Below are 17,112 nucleotides of genomic sequence, written 5' to 3' on the forward strand. Positions count from 1 at the left end.
TGCCATGATCTTCCTCGACGCAGCGGCCACCACGCCGGTCCGCCGCGAAGTGCTGGAGGCCATGTGGCCCTACCTCAGCGGCGAATTCGGCAACCCCTCAAGCCATCATTCCCTCGGCGACGCGGCGGCCGCCGCACTCGCCGGGGCCCGGACGGCAACGGCCAAGGCGCTCGGCTGCCGTCCCGGGGAAATCATCTTCACCTCCGGCGGCACGGAAGCGGACAACCTGGCCGTCAAGGGCATCGCCCTGGCGCGGCGCTCGGCAGACCCCCGGCTGGACCGCGTGGCGATCAGCGCCGTCGAGCATCCCGCCGTGGAGGAATCCGCCCGCTACCTTGAACGGGTCCATGGCTTTGCCGTGGACGTGATTCCGGCGGACGCTTACGGGCAGGTCACGGTGGAGGCCCTCGCTGCGGCGCTGCGCCCCGGGACGGCCCTGGTCAGCGTGATGTACGCCAACAACGAAGTCGGCACGGTCCAGCCCGTCGCGCGGCTCGCCGCACTGGCCCGCGCCCATGGTGTCCCGTTCCACACCGATGCGGTCCAGGCCGCGGGCTGGCTGCCGCTCGGCACCGCGGCGTTGGGCGCGGACGCGCTGAGCATTTCCGGCCATAAACTGGGCGCCCCCAAAGGCAACGGCGCACTGTTCGTGCGCGGCCGGACGCGGCTTGAACCCCTCGTGCACGGTGGCGGGCAGGAACGCGGGCGCCGCTCAGGCACCGAAAACGTGGCCGGTGCCGTGGCGCTGGCGACGGCACTGACCTTGGGGATGGCGTCACGGGATGAGCTCGCGGCCCGGGTCTCGGCCCTGCGCGATGACTTCATAGGATCCGTGCTGGCCGGTGTCCCCGGGGCGATCCTGACCGGCCACCCCACCGACCGGCTTCCCTCCGTGGCATCGTTCTGTTTCCCGGGGACGAGTGGCGAGTCCGTGCTGCTCGAGCTCGAACGCCAGGGCGTGATCTGCTCGAGCGGTTCGGCCTGCGCAGCGGGCTCGGATGCGCCGTCGCCGGTGCTGCTGGCCATGGGCATCGGCGCCGGGGTGGCGCAGACCGCAGTGCGGTTCAGCTTCGACTCGACCATCACGGAAGCGGAACTGCAGGAGGCGGCGCGGGCCGTACGCACCGCCGTCGGCAGCGTCCAGGCGCTCGGCCCGACCCGCCGTTGAGCCATCAGCAGATGCCGTTCCGGAACGCCGAAAGCAACGTCGACTGAATTTTCAACGGCGGTCGTGCGGGAGGGTGGGGCTCAGCGGTGCCGGGCGCGGCGGAAGATCCAGTGCCGCAGCAGCGTGAACCGCACGGCGGTTGCCGCGAAGCCGGAGAGCGTGGTCGTCCAGAGTTCATCGGCGACGGTGGCGTTGGGCCGGACCCAGTTCAGCACGGCCAGGCTGCCGCCGGTGATCAGCAGGGCCACCAGGATCACGATCAGCCCGTTGAGGTGGTCGCGCTTCATCCGGTGGCGCTCGGTGATCTTGAAAGTCAGGCGCCGGTTGAGGGCCGTGTTCATCAGCGAGGTGATGACGAGGGCGCCCGCGTTGGCCGGCTGCGACCCGATCCAGTGCCGGGACAGGGCATACAGGGTCAGGGATGTCACCGTGCAGATGATGCCGACGCCGGTGAACCGGATCAGTTGGCGGATCACCGGATAGCGGAGGATTCCGGGGCGACGCTTAGGTCCCGGACTGCGGACGACGCCGGATGTGCCGGCCCGGGACTCCGCCCCGGTCCCTGCGGCTACTTTTGCCCCCGAAAGAGGCTGCTGCCCGAGCTCGGTGGCCGGGGCAGCGGAGGGATCCATAGTCCAACACTGTCATACGGGGCTGGGAATTCCCGAAAAGGGCCCTGTGCGGACGCTGCTGGTCGGGCCCCGGGGCAGCCTCAGTACAGCTCGCCCACCGGGATTTCCACGGCCAGCCGGTTGGACGGGCCGGCGAGGGGACATGCCCAGGCCTCGTTGTAGGCGCAGGAGGGGTTGTAGGCAAAATTGAAGTCCAGGACGACCTCGGCACCCGGCCCGGAACCACTTACCCCGTGGAAGGCGCCCTTGATGGTGTCCAGGAGGTAGCGCCCGGCACCGTAGCTGCCGCCCGGCTGTCCGGCCGTGGCGTCGCGGAACGGAACAAAGATGCCGCCGCCGTAGCCGTTCAGCTTCCAGACGGCCAGCTGGCCCATCTCGGGAAGGTCGAACGTGCCCAGCCGGACGAACCGGACCACGCCGTCGGTCCCGGTCTCGACGTTCATTTCCCGGCCCGCGCCCTCCTTGGTCAGGGGGACGTGGAAGCGGTAGATCGGATCGTAGTCCGCCGTCTTCAGGCCGCCGAAGCTGGACTTGGCCTCGGCCGTCAGCGCCGAGGCGGGATGGGTGCCGAACATGCGGTCCCGCTCGTGGCGCCAGTAGGAGTGGGCCTCTGCGGGGCTGTCTTCGGCGATCTTCCGCACTGTGGCGTAGAGAGCGAAGGTCCGGAGCCGCCAGTCTGCGATGTCAAGGGCGGACATCTCCGCCACGCCGTCCTGGTCCCCAAAGCGCGTTCCGTCAAAGTGCTGTTCCGCCATGTCCCCAGAGTAGCCCGCTTTCGCCACGGTGAATCACGCCGGAAATCATGCCGGCACGGGCGTGTCCGGCACATAGACTTTCGCGCATGCAAAACACTGCGGCCGCCGCCGGAACCGTCACCCGCGCCGCGGGATCACTTGCCGAACTCGTCCGGTTCCGCACCGTCTCCATCCGCCCGGACGCCAGCCAGCAGGCGCCGCCAGCAGGGGGTGACGACGCCGCGGAGTTCGATGGGTTCATCGAAGCCCTGCCGCGGCTGTATCCCGCGGTCCACGCCGCCCTGGAGCTGGAGCGCATCAACGGGCATGCCCTGCTGTACTGCTGGCCCGGCACCCGTCCGGACGCCGAATCCCGTCCGTCGGTGCTGATGGCACATTACGACGTCGTCCCGGCGGGCGATCCGGGCCAGTGGACGTGGCCGCCATTTTCCGGCCACAACGACGGCACCTTCCTTTGGGGCCGCGGGACCCTCGACGACAAGGGCCAGCTGGTGGCCATCCTTGAAGCGGCGGAGACCCTGCTCGGCGCGGGCTTCGCCCCTGGCTATGACCTCTATTTCTCCTTCGGCAACAACGAGGAGACCGCCGGGACCAGCGCGGCCGCCGCGGCTGCAGTCCTGGCCAGCCGGGGAGTCCGGCCGTGGCTGGTGCTGGACGAGGGCGGCGCCGTCGCCGGCGGTGCCTTCCCCGGCGTGACCCGTCCGGCCGCCGTCGTGGGCGTGGCCGAGAAGGGGATCCTCGACGTCGAGCTGCTGACCCGCGACCCCGGCGGCCACGCCTCCACGCCTCCACGGATGGGGGCCACCGCCCGGCTCGCCCGCGCCATCACCCGGATTGAGCGCCATCCCTTCCCGCAGTCCCTGCCGGACGTGACCGCGGAGATGCTGCGGCGCTTCGGCCCGCACACCCCGCCGCCGATGCGTGCAGTGTTCGCCAACCTGTCCCTGCTGCGGGCCCCCATGACCTGGCTCTTCGGCCGGCTTGGGAACGAGACGAACGCGATGACCCGCACCACGGTTGCCATCACCACGCTGGAAGGCAGCGCGGGCGCCAATGTCCTCGCCGCCACCGCCAAGGCGAACGCCAATATCCGGGTGGCGGTCGGGGAGTCCGTCCAGGGGACCGTGGACCGGCTGCGGAAAATCATCCGGGATCCCAAGGTGGAACTTCGCGTCGTGGAAGGCAACGAACCCTCCCCGGTGTCCGCTTCCTCCGGCGCCCAGTGGCAGCTGCTCGAACGCTGCATCGCCGGGACGTTCCCGGAGGCCATCATCACGCCGTACATCATGATGGGCGGCACCGACTCGCGCCGCTTCACGGGAATCTGCGAGGCCGTCTACCGCTTCGCCCCGTTCTTCATGGACGTGCAGGCGCGCGCGTCCATCCACGCCGTCGACGAGAAGATCCCGCTGGAGACCCTGGGACGTGGCGTCAGCTTCTACGAAACACTGATCCGGGAACTCTGAGCCGCGCGGCCACCCGGCTATTCTGGCAGCATGACTGGCACGGCAATCTCCCGCAGGATCCGGATCGCCGCCGCGCTCGCGGTGGCCGCGGCGTCGCTCGCCGGCTGCAGCACCGACGGCAAGGGCACGCCCGCCTGGACGGCCGGCAGCAGCACCGCGGGAACCACGACGCCGGACGGGGCGTCCGCGGGTGCCCCGCCGGCGTCGGGCCCGAGCTCAGGCCCGACGCCGGACGCCACGGCCTCCGGCAATGGGTCCGCCGCTCCCGGCTCGACGGCGGCGGCCTGGAAGGTCTTCACCGATCCCGGCAAGACCGTGAGTTTCGAGCTGCCGCAGGACTGGATTGCCCAGTCCGTCGCGCCTGATGCGGGAACGATGCCCGGAGCGCTCAAAATCGAAGTCAAGGACGCCAAGGGCGGCTATCTGGCCACCCTGCAGACCGGGCTCCCGCCACAGCCGGTCCCGCCGTGCACGGACGACGCGGCCAAGAACTATGTGGTGGTCAGCAGCGTCCCGGTGGAACTCCCGCACCGGGGCGGCGACGGCACGATTGACCCGCATGCCGTGTTCCGGGTCATCCAGGGCTACAAGTACTTCGGCTCCTTTGGCATCACCAACATTGTGGGCGGGGCCGGCGGCAAGAGCTGCGGGCTGCAGAACGTGGTCCGCGGCCCGGAGGGGAAGGGCGACTACTCTTTCGGGGACCTGACCATGCTTAAGACGCTCGCCCCGGACCAGAAAGTCGCCCCGGCGAAGTCGTTCGACACCCTCGACCAGGCGGCCAAGTACGTCAATGAGGGATCCGAATTCGCCAATGTCCAGCGGATGCTAATGTCTCTGAAGATCAAAAACTAGTCCCGCTCCGCCCGCACACCCCATGGGCCGACGACGGCGACTTCCCTTGCCGTCCCTTCACACCCGGAGATACATGGAACGCACCGTAGCCGCACGCCTGGCCTTCAAGACCGTCGCCGATACCAGGGTCGCCATGGCGGTGGCCGTGGCCCGCAACGCCGGCTACGACTCGCTTGTGGAGACGCTCTCGGTCACCGCCGGCGGCGCGGACGTGCCGCTCACGGAGCTCTCGGACCATCACGGAGGCCGCTTCCACTACATGGAATTCGCGGACCCCACGGAGGTCCTGGTGGAATACACGGCCACCGTCACAGGCTTCGCCCAGCCCGAAGAGCCGGGGCTGATGGAACTCATCCGCTACGTCCGGCCCAGCCGCTACGCCGAATCGGACCGGCTGCTGCCGACCGCGTACGCCGAATTCGGCGGCTTCCAGGGTGAGGAGCTGCTGAACGGCGTGCGCAATTGGGTGTTCAGCGAGCTGCGCTACGTCAGCGGCTCCTCACGGGGCACGGACGGCGCCGTCGAGACACTGCTGCACCGCCGCGGGGTCTGCCGGGACTTCGCCCACCTGGCCATTGCGCTGCTGCGGTCCAAGAACGTCCCGGCCCGGCTGGCCGCCGTGTACGCGCCCGGGCTGACCCCGATGGACTTCCACGCCGTGGCAGAAGCCCACATCAACGGCGCGTGGCACGTCATCGACCCCACCGGCCTGGCGCCGCGCGAAAGCATGCTGCGCATCACGGCCGGGCGCGATTCCTCGGATACCGCGTTCCTTTCCACGGTGGGCGGCAGCCTGTCCCTCCAGGAGCTCAAAGTCGTGGCCGTCGTTGACGGTGATCTGCCGGAAGAAGACCCGGCGAAGCTCGTCGCCATCCACTAGCTGCGGCCAGCGGCTGCCCGGCCGCCGCCTGCCCGGCTGCCGCCATCTCGTCAGCGCGAGGCCACCGAGGCCCGCAGCTTCTCCGTGAGCCGCAGCAGCTCGCGCTGTTCCATGGCCGTGAGGGCCGGGGCCACGAGGGTGGCGATGTCCCGGACGTGCTCCCGGCCGATCTGCTTCTGCAGCTCCCGGCCGGCCTCGGTGAGCTTGATCAGGATCCCGCGGCCGTCTTTGGGGGCCGGCGAGCGCTCCACGAGCCCCCGCTTTTCCAGCCGTTCCACGAGTCGGCTGAGACTCGACTGGCTCAACAGCACGTTGTCGTTAAGCTCGTTCAGCCGCAGCCACCCGGACGGGCAGCGGGAGAGGGTGAAGAGCACGTCATACTCATTGAGCGCGAGGGCCTTGAAGGCGGGGGCCGCCTGAAGCCTGCGCATCACCGCCACCTGGGCGCGGAACAAGGACTCCCAGGTCTCCGCGGCCAGGCGGACCGGTGACTCCGCTGCCGTTGCCGGCACGTTCCCGGTCATCAGGCGTCCTGACTGCTTGCTGTGCTGAGTTCCGCGGAACCGTTGGCCGTGCCCGCGGTCCCGGTGCCCGCGGTCCCGGTGCCAGCGGCGAGCGAGGCCGCCACGCGTCCGGCGTGCGTCGGCGGTTCGGGGACATGGGCCGGGGTGAGGGCGGCGTATTCCTTGCGCAGGACCGGAAGCACTTCCTCGCCGAACAGGTCCAGCTGCTCCAGGACGGTCTTCAGCGGCAGGCCCGCGTGGTCGATCAGGAACAGCTGGCGCTGGTAGTCGCCGAAGTACTCACGGAAGGTGAGGGTCTTTTCGATGACTTCCTGCGGGCTGCCGACCGTCAGCGGGGTCTGCGATGTGAAGTCCTCCAGCGACGGGCCGTGGCCGTAGACGGGTGCGTTGTCGAAGTAGGGGCGGAACTCCTTGACGGCGTCCTGGGAGTTCTTCCGCATGAAGAACTGCCCGCCTAGGCCCACGATCGCCTGGTCCGCTGTGCCGTGGCCGTAGTGCTCGTAGCGCTCACGGTAGAGGCCGATCAGCTGCTGGTAGTGCTCCTTGGGCCAGAAGATGTTGTTCGCGAAGAAGCCGTCGCCGTAGTACGCGGCCACTTCGGCGATCTGTGGCGTTCGGATGGAGCCGTGCCACACGAAGGGGGCGACGCCGTCGAGCGGGCGGGGCGTGGAGGTGAAGTTCTGCAGCGGCGTGCGGTGCTTGCCGGACCAGTTGACGGTGTCCTCGTCCCAGAGGCGGCGCAGCAGGGAGTAGTTCTCGATGGCGAGTTCGATCCCGTCCTGGATGTTCTTGCCGAACCAGGGGTAGACCGGGGCGGTGTTGCCGCGTCCGAGGACCAGGTCGACGCGGCCATCTGCGAGGTGCTGGAGCATGGCGAAATCTTCCGCGATCTTCACCGGGTCATTGGTGGTGATCAGCGTCGTGGCCGTGGACAGGATGATGCGCTCCGTCTGGGCGGCGATGTAGGCCAGTGTGGTGGTGGGGGAGGAGGAGAAGAACGGCCGGTTGTGGTGCTCGCCGATGGCGTAGACATCCATGCCGATTTCTTCGACCTTCTTGGCGATGGCCACGGAGGCCTTGATGCGTTCGTGCTCCGTGGGGGTGTGGCCCGTGGTGGGGTCGGTGGTGATGTCGCTGACGCTGAAGACGCCGATTTGCATGATGTGCCTTTCCATGGCCGGTCTGATCCGGGAACTGCTTCCACTGTAACCGATTTACATGCATTTGCATGTATCGACGTGTACAACGCGCGCCCGGGCCGAATATTCCCGGGCCTTCCTCCGGGCTTACCACCGACTTCCCCGGCGAGTCCCCGGCCTGGTCTGCCGCCCGTGGCGGGAGCGCGGGCCTAGGATGCAATCAATCGGCTGGCCAACAGTGTCCGGCCCGCCCGGAAGGTCTCCATGCGCCGCGTCATCGCTTTCCTGTGCCTGGTGGAGCTCACCAGTGGAATCCTGCAGGGCTACTACACGCCCATCCTCACCGACATCGCCCGGCACCTGGGCATCCACGACGCCGACGTCAACTGGTTCGAGGCCGCACAGCTCATGGTGAGCGCCCTGGCCGTGCCGGTGCTGGCCAAGCTGGGTGACATGTACGGCCACCGCAGGATCCTCCTGGCCTCCACCCTCGTGGCCGCCGTGGCCTCATGGGGTGTCGCGCTGGCACCCGACTTCTGGACCTTCCTCGCGGCCTGGTCCTTCCAGGGCTTCTACGTCGTCTGGCTTCCCCTGGAAATCGCGCTGATCTTCAGCCGCGTCCATCAGCTGCCCGACGGCGCCGCCCGCACGCGCCGCGCCGCCGGTATCCTCGTCGGCGCGCTTGAGTTCGGGGTCATCGCCGGAGCCCTCGCGGCCGGTGCGCTCGTGGAGGCGTTCGCCGGGCAGCTGCAACTGGTGCTGCTGGTCCCGGCTGTTGCCGTCACCGCCTGCGGTGTCGTGATCCGGTACGGGGTGCCGGAGTCCCTGGAACGCAGCGGCGGGCGTGTGGACACGCGCGGCTTCGCCCTGCTCGCCGTCGGGCTCCTGCTGGTCACCTCGGGGCTGACGTTCATGCGTCTCAACGGTGCGGGGGCGTGGTGGCCCTGGGCACTCGTTGCGGCCGGACTCGTGGCCTTCATTCCATTCACCCGTTTCGAGCTGGGCCAGGAGGATCCGTTGGTGGATATCCGGATGCTCCGGGGAAAGTCCATGTGGCCGGTCCAGCTGACCGCCGGCCTGTTCGGAGTATCGGTCCTGGGTGCGCAGGCGCCGCTGTCCACCTTCGCGCGGACGGATCCGGCGCTGCACGGCTACGGACTGGGGCTGCGCGCCGGGCAGGTCTCCATCATCATCGGCGTCTATGTTCTTGCGCTGCTGGTGGGCGCCTTGCTGTACCCGCTCGTGACCCGCCGGCTCACGCCGCGCTGGACGCTGGTGTGCGCGGCCGTCCTCGTGGGCGTGGGTTATCTGCTGTTCCTGCCCTTCCACGGCAGCCTGGCCGAGGCGCTCGTGAACATGGCCGTGGCCGGCGTCGGCTCCGGAGCGCTCGTGGCGGCCCTGCCCTCCGCGGCTGCTGCGGCGGCGCCCCTGAACCGGACCGCGATGGCCACGGGCCTGACCAACACCACCAAGACCATCGGCGGCGCGTTCGCCTCGGCGGTCTTCGGCATCGCCTTGCTGAGCCATGTCCTCGCTGAGGCAGGGACGGCGGCTACGACGGCGGGCCAGACGGCGGCGCCCCTGGCCGGTTACCTGACAGTCTGGACCATTTGCGGGCTGACCGGACTGGCGGCCGCGGCCGCGCTCGTGCTCGTTCCACGTCTGGCGTTCTCCGACCCGGCCCGCGCCGTCGCCGAGGCAGTTCCGGCCCCAACCGGCCCGCAGTAGCCGGCGGCGTGCTCAACCGGGGTATGCGGGCGTTAGTTCTGCAGGGCCGGGGCTTCGTCCGCTTCGGGGAGCTCGTCCTGGAAGTCGATGTCCCGGGGGGCCGGCGTCCTGGCAGGGCCCGCCGGTGCGGCGGCAGGGGCGGCCGCCGGGCGCCCCGCCGGCGCGGCGGGCGCGGAGGATGCCGGGGCAGCGGCATGGCGGCCGGAGCGGGGGAGTGTCTTTTGCAGGGCCTTGCGCTCCCGGCGCCCCTCCACGAGCCGGTACAGCACGGGAACCAGGATCAGCGTCAGGGCCGTGGAGGAGATCAGGCCGCCGATCACAACGATGGCCAGCGGCTGCGAGATGAACCCTCCGCCGCCGGTCAGGCCAAGCGCCATCGGCGTCAGCGCGAACACCGTGGCCAGGGCCGTCATCAGGATCGGACGCAGACGCTGCCGGGCGCCGTGCGTGATCGCATCCGCCACGCTCATCCCGGGCTCGCCGTTGCGCGGCTGCCGGTACTGGTTGATGAGGTCGATCAGCACAATAGCGTTAGTCACCACGATACCCACGAGCATCAGCATGCCGATCAGCGAGGGGAGCCCCAGCGGCACGCCCGTCACGAGCAGCAGGGCGATGGCGCCGGTCGCGGCGAACGGGACTGACACGAGCAGGATCAGCGGCTGGATGAGGGACTTGAACGCGGCCACCATGATCACGTAGACAATCGCGATGGCCGCCAGCAGGGCCAGTCCCAGCTGGGCGAAGGACTCGGCCTGCTGCGTGGTGGCGCCGCCGATGGTCGCGGCGACCCCGGGCGGAAGCTGGACGGATTTGAGCCGGTTCTGCACCTCGGTGCTGACGGCGCCGAGGTTGGCGCCCGACGGTGTGACGGACACCCGTGCGGTGCGCTGGCCGTTACTGGCGGTGATCGAGACCGGGACGTCCACCGGCTCCACGGAAGCGATGCTGCCCAGCGGAACGGGACCGGCCGCCGTCGGCAGCGCGATGTTCCGGACCGCACCGATGCTGGTGAAGTGGGTTCCTTCGCCGATCCGGACCGGGAAGTCGTTGGTGTCGATGCGCACGGTGCCGGCCTGGACCGGGCTGATGGTGGTGGCCAGGACCCCGGCCACCTGCTCCTCGTTCAGTCCGGCCGCGACAGCCTTGGCGCGGTCCACCTTGACCTGGACGACGGACTGGTTCGCGGCCAGGTTGGTGGCGACCTCGCTGCTGCCGGGGACGCCGTCCATTGCCTTGATTATGGCGTCGCTGGCGGCCTTAAGGCCGGCGGAGTTGGCGGCCTTGAGCGTGATGTCGACGGTTGAGGACGTGCCGAAGCCGCCCTGCTGGGAGCCGACGGTGATCTTGCCGGCGTCGCTGAGCCGGGCCAGGGTGTCGCGGACCGTGTCCTGGAGCTTGGTCTGCTTGGCTTTGTCATCGGTGACGACGGTGAAACTGGAGTTCGAGGCGCCGGTGGAAAGCAGCGCGGCGAAGCCCGTCTGGGCGTTGCCGGTGGTCACCTGGACGTCCTTGACGCCGTCGATGGTCCGCAGCACGTCTTCGACCTTGATGGCCGCGGCATTGGCGTCGCTGAGGCTGGTGCCCGCGGGCAGTACCTGCTTGACGGTCATGCTGTTCTCGCCCGAGCTGCCGAGCAGATCGGTGGCGAGCAGCGGCGACATGGCGGCCGTGCCGCCGAGCACCAGGACGGCGGCGACCAGGGTGATGACCGGATGCCGCTGGGTCTTGGTCAGGACGGGCAGGTAGCCGCGCTGCAGGAGGCTGCGCTGCTCGGCCTCGTGGGCCTTCGCCGCGATGTCCCGGGCGGCGGCCTCCGAGACACCGGTCTCCGCGGGCGTGCGCAGGAACCAGTAAGCGAGCACCGGCACGATGGTGAGGGAGACGAGCAGCGAGGAGACCAGGGCGATGGTGACCGTCAGCGCGAACGGCCGGAACAGTTCACCCGCGAGGCCGCCCACGAAAGCGATGGGCAGGAAAACGGCAACCGTGGTCAGGGTGGAGGCGGTGATGGCGCCGGCCACTTCCCGGATGGAGGTCAGGATCGCGGTGATCTTGGCTTCGCCGTAACTGAGGTGGCGCTTGATGTTCTCGATGACCACAATCGAATCGTCCACGACCCGGCCGATCGCGATGGTGAGCGCGCCGAGGGTCAGGATGTTCAGGGAGTAGCCGGTGCCGGAAAGGCCGATGAAGGTGATCAGGAGCGACAACGGGATGGACACGGCAGTGACCAGCGTGGAGCGTACCGACATCAGGAACACCAGGATCACGGCGACGGCGAAGCCCAGGCCCAGGAGGCCCTCGGTGGTGAGGTCCTTGATGGACTTCTCGATGAACGGCGCCTGGTCGAACACCGGGGTGAACCTGGCGTTGGAGCCGAGCTCAGCCTCGAGTTGGGGGATCGCGTCCTTCACTGCGTGGGAGATCGCCACCGTGTCGCCCTCGGGCTTCTTGGTGACGGAGAGGGCCAGGGTTTCCTTGCCGTTCGTGCGGGTGATCGAGGTGCGGGTGTCCTCGGCGAGGCTGACGTCGGCCACACTGCCGATGGTGGCGGCATCCTTGGCCCCGGCCAGCGGGAGGGCCTTGATGGCGTCGAGGGAATCCACCGGGCTGCCGATCTGCAGCGAGAGGGACTTGCCCTGGTCCTCGATGGTGCCGGCCGGGATGAGTGCCCCGTTGTTCTTCAGCGCGTTGCTGATCGATTGGATGCTCGCGCCCGCCGCGGCCATGGCGGCCGGCCTGGGCAGGATCTGGATGTGTTCGGTGGCGCCGCCGGTGACATCGGCACCCCTTACGCCGTCGAGCTTCTGCAGCCGGGGGACGCTGAGGCGGGCGAGATCGGCGTTCAGCTCACTCAGCGGCTTGTCCGAGGATACCGCAAGGTAGACGATCGGGAAGTCGCTGATGCTGCCGGCGATCGCCTGCGGCTGCACGTCCTTGGGCAGGGCCTGCTTGGCGTTGGAGATCGCGCGGTCGATCTGGTTCCGGGCCCGGTCCAGGTTGGAGCCGTAGGTGAACGCCATGGTGATCTGCGAGACGCCGTTGCGCGAGGTTGACGACGTCGACTCCAGCCCCTCGACGCCGTTCAGCGCAGTCTCCAGCGGGGCGCTGACCTGCTTGTCCACGACTTCCGGGGAGGCCCCGGGCATCGAGGTGACGACCGTGATTTGCGGGAACTCGATGGACGGGATGAGCTCCTGCTTCAGCGAGGACATCGTGATCACGCCGAACACCGACGCGAAAACGGTGATCAGCGCGATTAGAGCCCGGTTTGCCAGCGACAGCTTTGCGAGCCGGAACATCTCATGGTCTCCTGGTGGGTCGACGGACGTACTTCAAAGGGGCACTTCAAAGGGGTGAAGCCTGCCGCAAACCCGCGCAGGGGGTCAGCTGCGGGCGGCGTCGACCTGTTCGAGCTGCAGCGTCTTGGCCGTGCTGGCCTCCAGCTGCGCGGCGAGCTCAGGGTTCTCATTGAGCTTGACGCCGTAGCCGGGCATCATGTCCTTGAGCTTGGACTGCCAGCCCTTGAAGTTCTTCGGGAAGGATTTCTGGAGCAGTTCGATCATGATCGGCACGGCAGTGGACGCGCCCGGCGAAGCGCCGAGCAGGGCGCCGATAGTGCCGTCCCGTCCCGCGATAACCTCGGTGCCGAACTGCAGCACGCCGCCCTTCTTCGGGTCCTTCTTGATGATCTGGACACGCTGCCCGGCGGTGATGAGTTCCCAGTCGCCGTCCTTGGCCTCGGGGTAGTACTCGCGCAGGGCTTCGACCTTGTCGCCGTGGCGCTTGGCGACTTCCCTGATCAGGTAGGCGGTGAGGTCCATGTTGTCCTTGGCCACGGCCAGCATCGGGATGATGTTGGAGGGCCGGATGGACAGCGGCAGGTCCAGGTAGGAGCCGTTCTTGAGGAAGTTGGTGGAGAAACCGGCGTACGGGCCGAACAGCAGGGAGCGCTTGCCGTTGACGTAGCGGGTGTCCAGGTGGGGCACCGACATGGGCGGGGCGCCGACGGACGCCTGGCCGTAGACCTTGGCGCTGTGCTGGGCTGCCAGGGTTTCGTCGGTGCAGCGGAAGAACTGGCCGGAGACGGGGAAGCCGCCGAAGCCCTTGCTTTCCGGGATGCCGGAGGCCTGCAGCAGGTGCAGGGCGCCGCCGCCGGCGCCCACGAAGACGAACTTGGCGTGGATCGAGCCGTGCTCGCCCGACCGCGGGTGCTTGAGGGACAGGTCCCAGCCGCCGTCGGACGCGCGCTTGATGCCGTTGACGTCGTGGCCGTAGTTAATTTCCACGCCGTTGTTGCCAAGGTAGGTGGTCAGCTCGCGGGTCAGGGCGCCGAAGTCGACGTCGGTGCCTTCCGCCGCGCGGGTAGCCGCGATGCGCTGCTTCGGGTCGCGGCCCTTGACGATCAGCGGAGCCCACTTTGCGATCTGGGCGTGGTCTTCGGAGAACTCCATCGACCGGAACAGCGGGTTCGGCTTGAGCGCCTCAAAGCGGGTGCGGAGGAACGTGGAGTTGGCCTCGCCGATCACGAAGCTCATATGCGGCACGGTGTTGATGAAGCCCTTGGGGGAGCCGATCAGGGAGTTCGTCACCAGGTGGGACCAGAACTGGCGCGAGAGCTGGAACTGCTCGTTGATGTGAAGCGCCTTGGCGGGGTCCACCGAGCCGTCTTTGGCTGCGGGGGAGTAATTAAGCTCACACAGGGCGGCGTGTCCGGTGCCGGCGTTATTCCACGGGCCGGAGCTTTCCAGCCCGGGCTGATCCAGGCGTTCGAACAAGGAGATCGTCCAGTTCGGTTCGAGCTGCTTCAGGAAGGCGCCCAGCGTGGCGCTCATGATGCCGCCGCCAATCAGGACGACGTCGGCATGTTGGGTCTTGGAAATGAAAGTCACAATCAGTCTCCGATAGCAGCGGCTCTGGCTGTCACAGAATATCCCCGCACCCTCCACTAACTGAAATTGGGTCCGCCCGTCAAGGCTTGAGCTCGACCTTTGTGAAAACTTCGTTCAGGACCGGGGAGGCCGGGTATTTAAGCACCCGGTCGGACAGGGCCAGGGCCGAGATCGGGAAGGCGATCGGGACGGCCGGGACCGTGGCCGCGATCTGGGCATTGATGGTCTGGTACTGCTCGGTGCGGTCCTTGCCGTCCGGCAGTCCGCGGGCCCGGGCGATCTTGGAGAAGACCTGCGGGTCCTGGTAGCCGAATTCACCGGTGTTCTCGCCGAACAGCGGTCCCACGAAGTTGTCCGGATCCGCGTACGAGCCGTTCCAGCCGAGCAGGTGGAGGGCGTGGTCCCCGGGGGAGGTGACCTTCTGCAGGTAACCGTCGGACCAGTCAACGGGCACCGGTTTGATGTTGAGTCCGACGGCGGTCAGCTGCCGGCTGATCTCCGCGTACACCTTTTCCGGCGTCGGAAGGTAGGGCCGCGTGACGTTGAGCGGGTAGTAGAACTTCAGCTCCTCGCCCTTGTAGCCGGCCGCGGCGAGGAGTTCCTTGGCCTTGTCCGGGTTGTACCCGAGGGAAGCCGCGTTGTTGTTGAAGCCGCTGAGTTTGGGCGGGACGAACTGGGTCGCCTGGGCCGTGTTGTCGATGAAGAACCGGCGGATCAGCGTGTCTTTGTCGAGTGCCATTTCGATGGCCTGGCGCACCTTGAGGTTCTGCAGGATGGGGATGTCCTGGTTCATGCCCAGGTACATGACGGAGAAGGGATCCCGCTGGATGATCTGCTTGCCACGCTTGACGAGTTGGTCGAAGTTGCCCACCGTGACGGCGTCATAGGCGTCGATCTTGCCGTCGAGCAGGGCCTGCATCCGGGTCTGCGGGTTGTCGTAGGCCACAAAGTGGATGGTTCCGATCTGCCCCTTGTCGCCCCAGTAGTCCTTGTTGCTGGCGAGCGTGACGGTGCCTTGGTCCCAGGAGCTGAAAGTGTATGGCCCGGTACCGACGGGATGCAGGGCGTAGGCGGACACGGGCTGGCCGGCGGGACTCTGGTTCAGGACGTCCGCGTTTTGCGCGGCCAGGGCCTGGGGGGAAGACATGGCGAAGGCCGGAAGTGTCAGCGCCTGGAGGAATCCGGTGAAGGGCTGGGTCAGGTCGATCCGCACGTTGTCCGGGGCCAGGGCGGTGCAGCCCTTGTAGATCGAGAGCGATGCCTGGTCTGCGTAGGCTTTGAAGACGCCCTTGAATGTGGCGCCGGTGGCCTGCTTCCGGAGGGCTTCCGGGAAGTTGAACCAGCGGTTGAAGTTGCTGCACACGGCTGCTGCGTCGAAGGGCGTCCCGTCCTGGAACGTGACTTTCCCGCGGAGCTTGAAGGTGTAGGCCCTGCCTTCGTCGCTCTGGGTCCATTCCGTGGCCAGCAGCGGCGTGGGCTGCCCGGTCGTCTGGTCGACGCCGACCAGACCTTCCAGGATCTGCCGGGTGACGCGGTAGGAATCAGTGTCCGAGACGAGGGCCGGATCCAGGCCCAGGGGCTGTGCGGCAGTGCCGAAGGTGAAGACGGCGCTGGGCGCTGCGTCGGGGGAGGAAGCTGATGCGGTTCCGGAGCTGGGCCCGGGCCCGGGCGCTCCCGTGCAGGAGGCCAGTGGCAGCATGAGGATTGCGGCACCAAGGCTTGCCGCAATGCGGCGCAACGTCCTGCTGGGCACTGTACTGCTGGGCACTGAAAGGATCTCCTCTGGGGAACTGGACTGCCGCCGGCAGCGGAACAGCCCCAGTCTAGTTGACCCAGGAACCGGTTCTCCGTTGTGGTTCTCCGTTGTGACGGTCCGGCACAAACGAAGGCCCGCACCGGACGGTGCGGGCCTTCGTTTCTCCTAGGAGGTCCAGGGAGTCAGGCTGGAGCCGGGGCAGGAGTGCTTAGTGCTGCTTACTTGGGCATCAGGACGGAGTCGACCATGTAAACAGTGGCGTTTGCGGTCTTCACACCGCCGCAGATGACGTTGGCGCCGTCAACCTTGAGGGCGTCCTTGCTGCCGGTGACCGTCACGGAACCGCCCTCGACCGTCTTGTGGGTGCCGACGATCTTGTCCGGGCTGATCTTGCCGGGCACTACGTGGTAGGTCAGGATCTTGCTGAGCAGGGCATCGTCCGTCTTCAGCGTCTCGATCGTGGCCGGGTCGATCTTCTTGAAGGCGTCATCGACCGGGGCGAAGACTGTGAATTCGCTGCCGTTCAGCGTGTCCACGAGGTTGACCTTGGGGTTGAGCTTCCCGGACACGGCAGCCGTGAGGGTCGTCAGGATCGGGTTGTTGGACGCGGCCTTGGCAACCGGGTCAAGGGCCATGCCGGACACCGAGCCGGCGCCACTGGGGACCTGTGCGGCGTAGGCCGCACAACCGGAACCGACGAGGTCAGCTGCCGGATCCATGGCTGCCGCGGAGGAGCTCATGGACGGCGACGGCGCCATGCTCGAGGCGGAGGGCGTGGAAGCCGGTGCCGAGGAGCCGGAGGCCGTGGTGCTGGATCCGCCACAGGCAGTGAGGCTAAGCATGGCAGCGGCTGCGATTCCTGCAACGGCGAACGTGGTGCGCTTGATGGTCTGCATTTCGGTTTCTCCTTCGTTATGTCGATCATTGGCTGCGGCGAACTTTGCCGCTCTGGCCCTTTTCCGACTGTCGGGCACCGACCCTTGGTTGGTGTCTCAATGGGTATTCGCCGGTTCGAAGGAAACGGATGGGTGAAGGATTGAAATTCTTTTTGAACCTTTGAGAATCCCCAAGTTCTCGCCGAAAAAGCGGAAACCCCGGTCCGAAGACCGGGGTTCCCTTTCCCGTTATGTGCGCAAGGGGGGACTTGAACCCCCACGCCCGAAGGCACAGGAACCTAAATCCTGCGTGTCTGCCAATTCCACCACTCGCGCGCGGCGCCGTGGCCCGTTCATCCTCACACTGCGTGTCTGAAGATGCCCGACGGCGGACGCCAGGCTCCATTGTACCTACTACCAGTGTTCCTGCGTCTGTACG

The 17,112-nt window shown here is 67.7% G+C and carries 13 protein-coding genes and 1 tRNA gene; 5 read left to right on the top strand and 9 right to left on the bottom strand.

Going from position 1 to position 17,112, the window contains the following annotated elements:
• Nucleotides 1-4 precede the first annotated feature (4 nt).
• Nucleotides 5-1,168 carry a cysteine desulfurase family protein gene (locus tag AC1DCZ_RS05595; RefSeq protein ID WP_476973704.1) on the top strand — a complete coding sequence of 388 codons (1,164 nt, stop codon included), beginning with the start codon at nt 5-7 and terminating at the stop codon, nt 1,166-1,168.
• A gap of 80 nt (nt 1,169-1,248) precedes the next feature.
• On the opposite strand, the gene AC1DCZ_RS05600 is transcribed toward AC1DCZ_RS05595, so the two are convergent.
• Both AC1DCZ_RS05600 and AC1DCZ_RS05605 read right to left on the bottom strand, forming a co-directional pair.
• The gene (locus AC1DCZ_RS05600; protein ID WP_476973705.1) at nt 1,249-1,800 is read right to left on the bottom strand and encodes a GtrA family protein; all 552 of its coding nucleotides are present in this window, start codon (nt 1,798-1,800) and stop codon (nt 1,249-1,251) included.
• A gap of 80 nt (nt 1,801-1,880) precedes the next feature.
• Nucleotides 1,881-2,555 (bottom strand): DUF1684 domain-containing protein, encoded by a 675-nt coding sequence (locus tag AC1DCZ_RS05605; protein WP_476973706.1) that lies wholly within the window; start codon nt 2,553-2,555, stop codon nt 1,881-1,883.
• 86 nt (nt 2,556-2,641) lie between these two features.
• On the opposite strand from AC1DCZ_RS05605, the gene AC1DCZ_RS05610 reads away from it, so the two are divergent.
• The 3 genes from AC1DCZ_RS05610 (at nt 2,642) to AC1DCZ_RS05620 (ending at nt 5,756) form a co-directional block, all read left to right on the top strand.
• Nucleotides 2,642-4,021, top strand: a complete 1,380-nt coding sequence (locus tag AC1DCZ_RS05610; RefSeq protein WP_476973707.1) for a M20/M25/M40 family metallo-hydrolase — start codon at nt 2,642-2,644, stop codon at nt 4,019-4,021.
• Between the two features lie 30 nt (nt 4,022-4,051).
• Complete coding sequence (locus tag AC1DCZ_RS05615; RefSeq protein ID WP_476973708.1) at nt 4,052-4,876, top strand: hypothetical protein; 825 nt, start codon at nt 4,052-4,054, stop codon at nt 4,874-4,876.
• Nucleotides 4,877-4,949: 73 nt separating this feature from the next.
• Nucleotides 4,950-5,756, top strand: a complete 807-nt coding sequence (locus tag AC1DCZ_RS05620; RefSeq protein WP_476973709.1) for a transglutaminase-like domain-containing protein — start codon at nt 4,950-4,952, stop codon at nt 5,754-5,756.
• A 50-nt stretch (nt 5,757-5,806) separates the two neighbouring features.
• Here AC1DCZ_RS05620 and AC1DCZ_RS05625 read toward each other — a convergent pair whose 3' ends face one another.
• Both AC1DCZ_RS05625 and AC1DCZ_RS05630 read right to left on the bottom strand, forming a co-directional pair.
• Nucleotides 5,807-6,280: a MarR family winged helix-turn-helix transcriptional regulator gene (locus AC1DCZ_RS05625; protein WP_476973710.1), complete on the bottom strand. Its 474-nt coding sequence runs from the start codon at nt 6,278-6,280 to the stop codon at nt 5,807-5,809.
• Entirely contained in the window at nt 6,280-7,440 is a 1,161-nt protein-coding gene (locus AC1DCZ_RS05630; RefSeq protein WP_476973787.1) for an LLM class flavin-dependent oxidoreductase, read from the bottom strand. The genes AC1DCZ_RS05625 and AC1DCZ_RS05630 overlap by 1 nt, the downstream gene beginning before the upstream one ends.
• Before the next feature lie 243 nt (nt 7,441-7,683).
• Between AC1DCZ_RS05630 and AC1DCZ_RS05635 the strand changes: the two genes are divergently transcribed.
• Nucleotides 7,684-9,147 carry an MFS transporter gene (locus AC1DCZ_RS05635; protein ID WP_476973711.1) on the top strand — a complete coding sequence of 488 codons (1,464 nt, stop codon included), beginning with the start codon at nt 7,684-7,686 and terminating at the stop codon, nt 9,145-9,147.
• A 32-nt stretch (nt 9,148-9,179) separates the two neighbouring features.
• Here the strand turns inward: AC1DCZ_RS05635 and AC1DCZ_RS05640 are convergent, their stop codons facing one another.
• The 5 genes from AC1DCZ_RS05640 to AC1DCZ_RS05660 all read right to left on the bottom strand — a co-directional run bounded on the left by AC1DCZ_RS05640 (nt 9,180) and on the right by AC1DCZ_RS05660 (nt 17,009).
• Nucleotides 9,180-12,452: an efflux RND transporter permease subunit gene (locus AC1DCZ_RS05640; RefSeq protein ID WP_476973712.1), complete on the bottom strand. Its 3,273-nt coding sequence runs from the start codon at nt 12,450-12,452 to the stop codon at nt 9,180-9,182.
• A gap of 84 nt (nt 12,453-12,536) precedes the next feature.
• A complete protein-coding gene (locus AC1DCZ_RS05645) occupies nt 12,537-14,042 on the bottom strand; it encodes a malate:quinone oxidoreductase (RefSeq protein WP_476973713.1) in 1,506 nt (501 codons plus the stop codon).
• Nucleotides 14,043-14,121: 79 nt separating this feature from the next.
• Nucleotides 14,122-15,741, bottom strand: coding sequence for an ABC transporter substrate-binding protein (locus tag AC1DCZ_RS05650; protein ID WP_476973788.1), 1,620 nt, complete (start codon nt 15,739-15,741; stop codon nt 14,122-14,124).
• Between the two features lie 275 nt (nt 15,742-16,016).
• Complete coding sequence (locus tag AC1DCZ_RS05655; RefSeq protein WP_476895355.1) at nt 16,017-16,694, bottom strand: fasciclin domain-containing protein; 678 nt, start codon at nt 16,692-16,694, stop codon at nt 16,017-16,019.
• 233 nt (nt 16,695-16,927) lie between these two features.
• Nucleotides 16,928-17,009, bottom strand: a tRNA-Leu gene (locus tag AC1DCZ_RS05660).
• Nucleotides 17,010-17,112 lie beyond the last annotated feature (103 nt).

The sequence above is a fragment of the Arthrobacter sp. 10N418 genome (genome assembly GCF_056394725.1).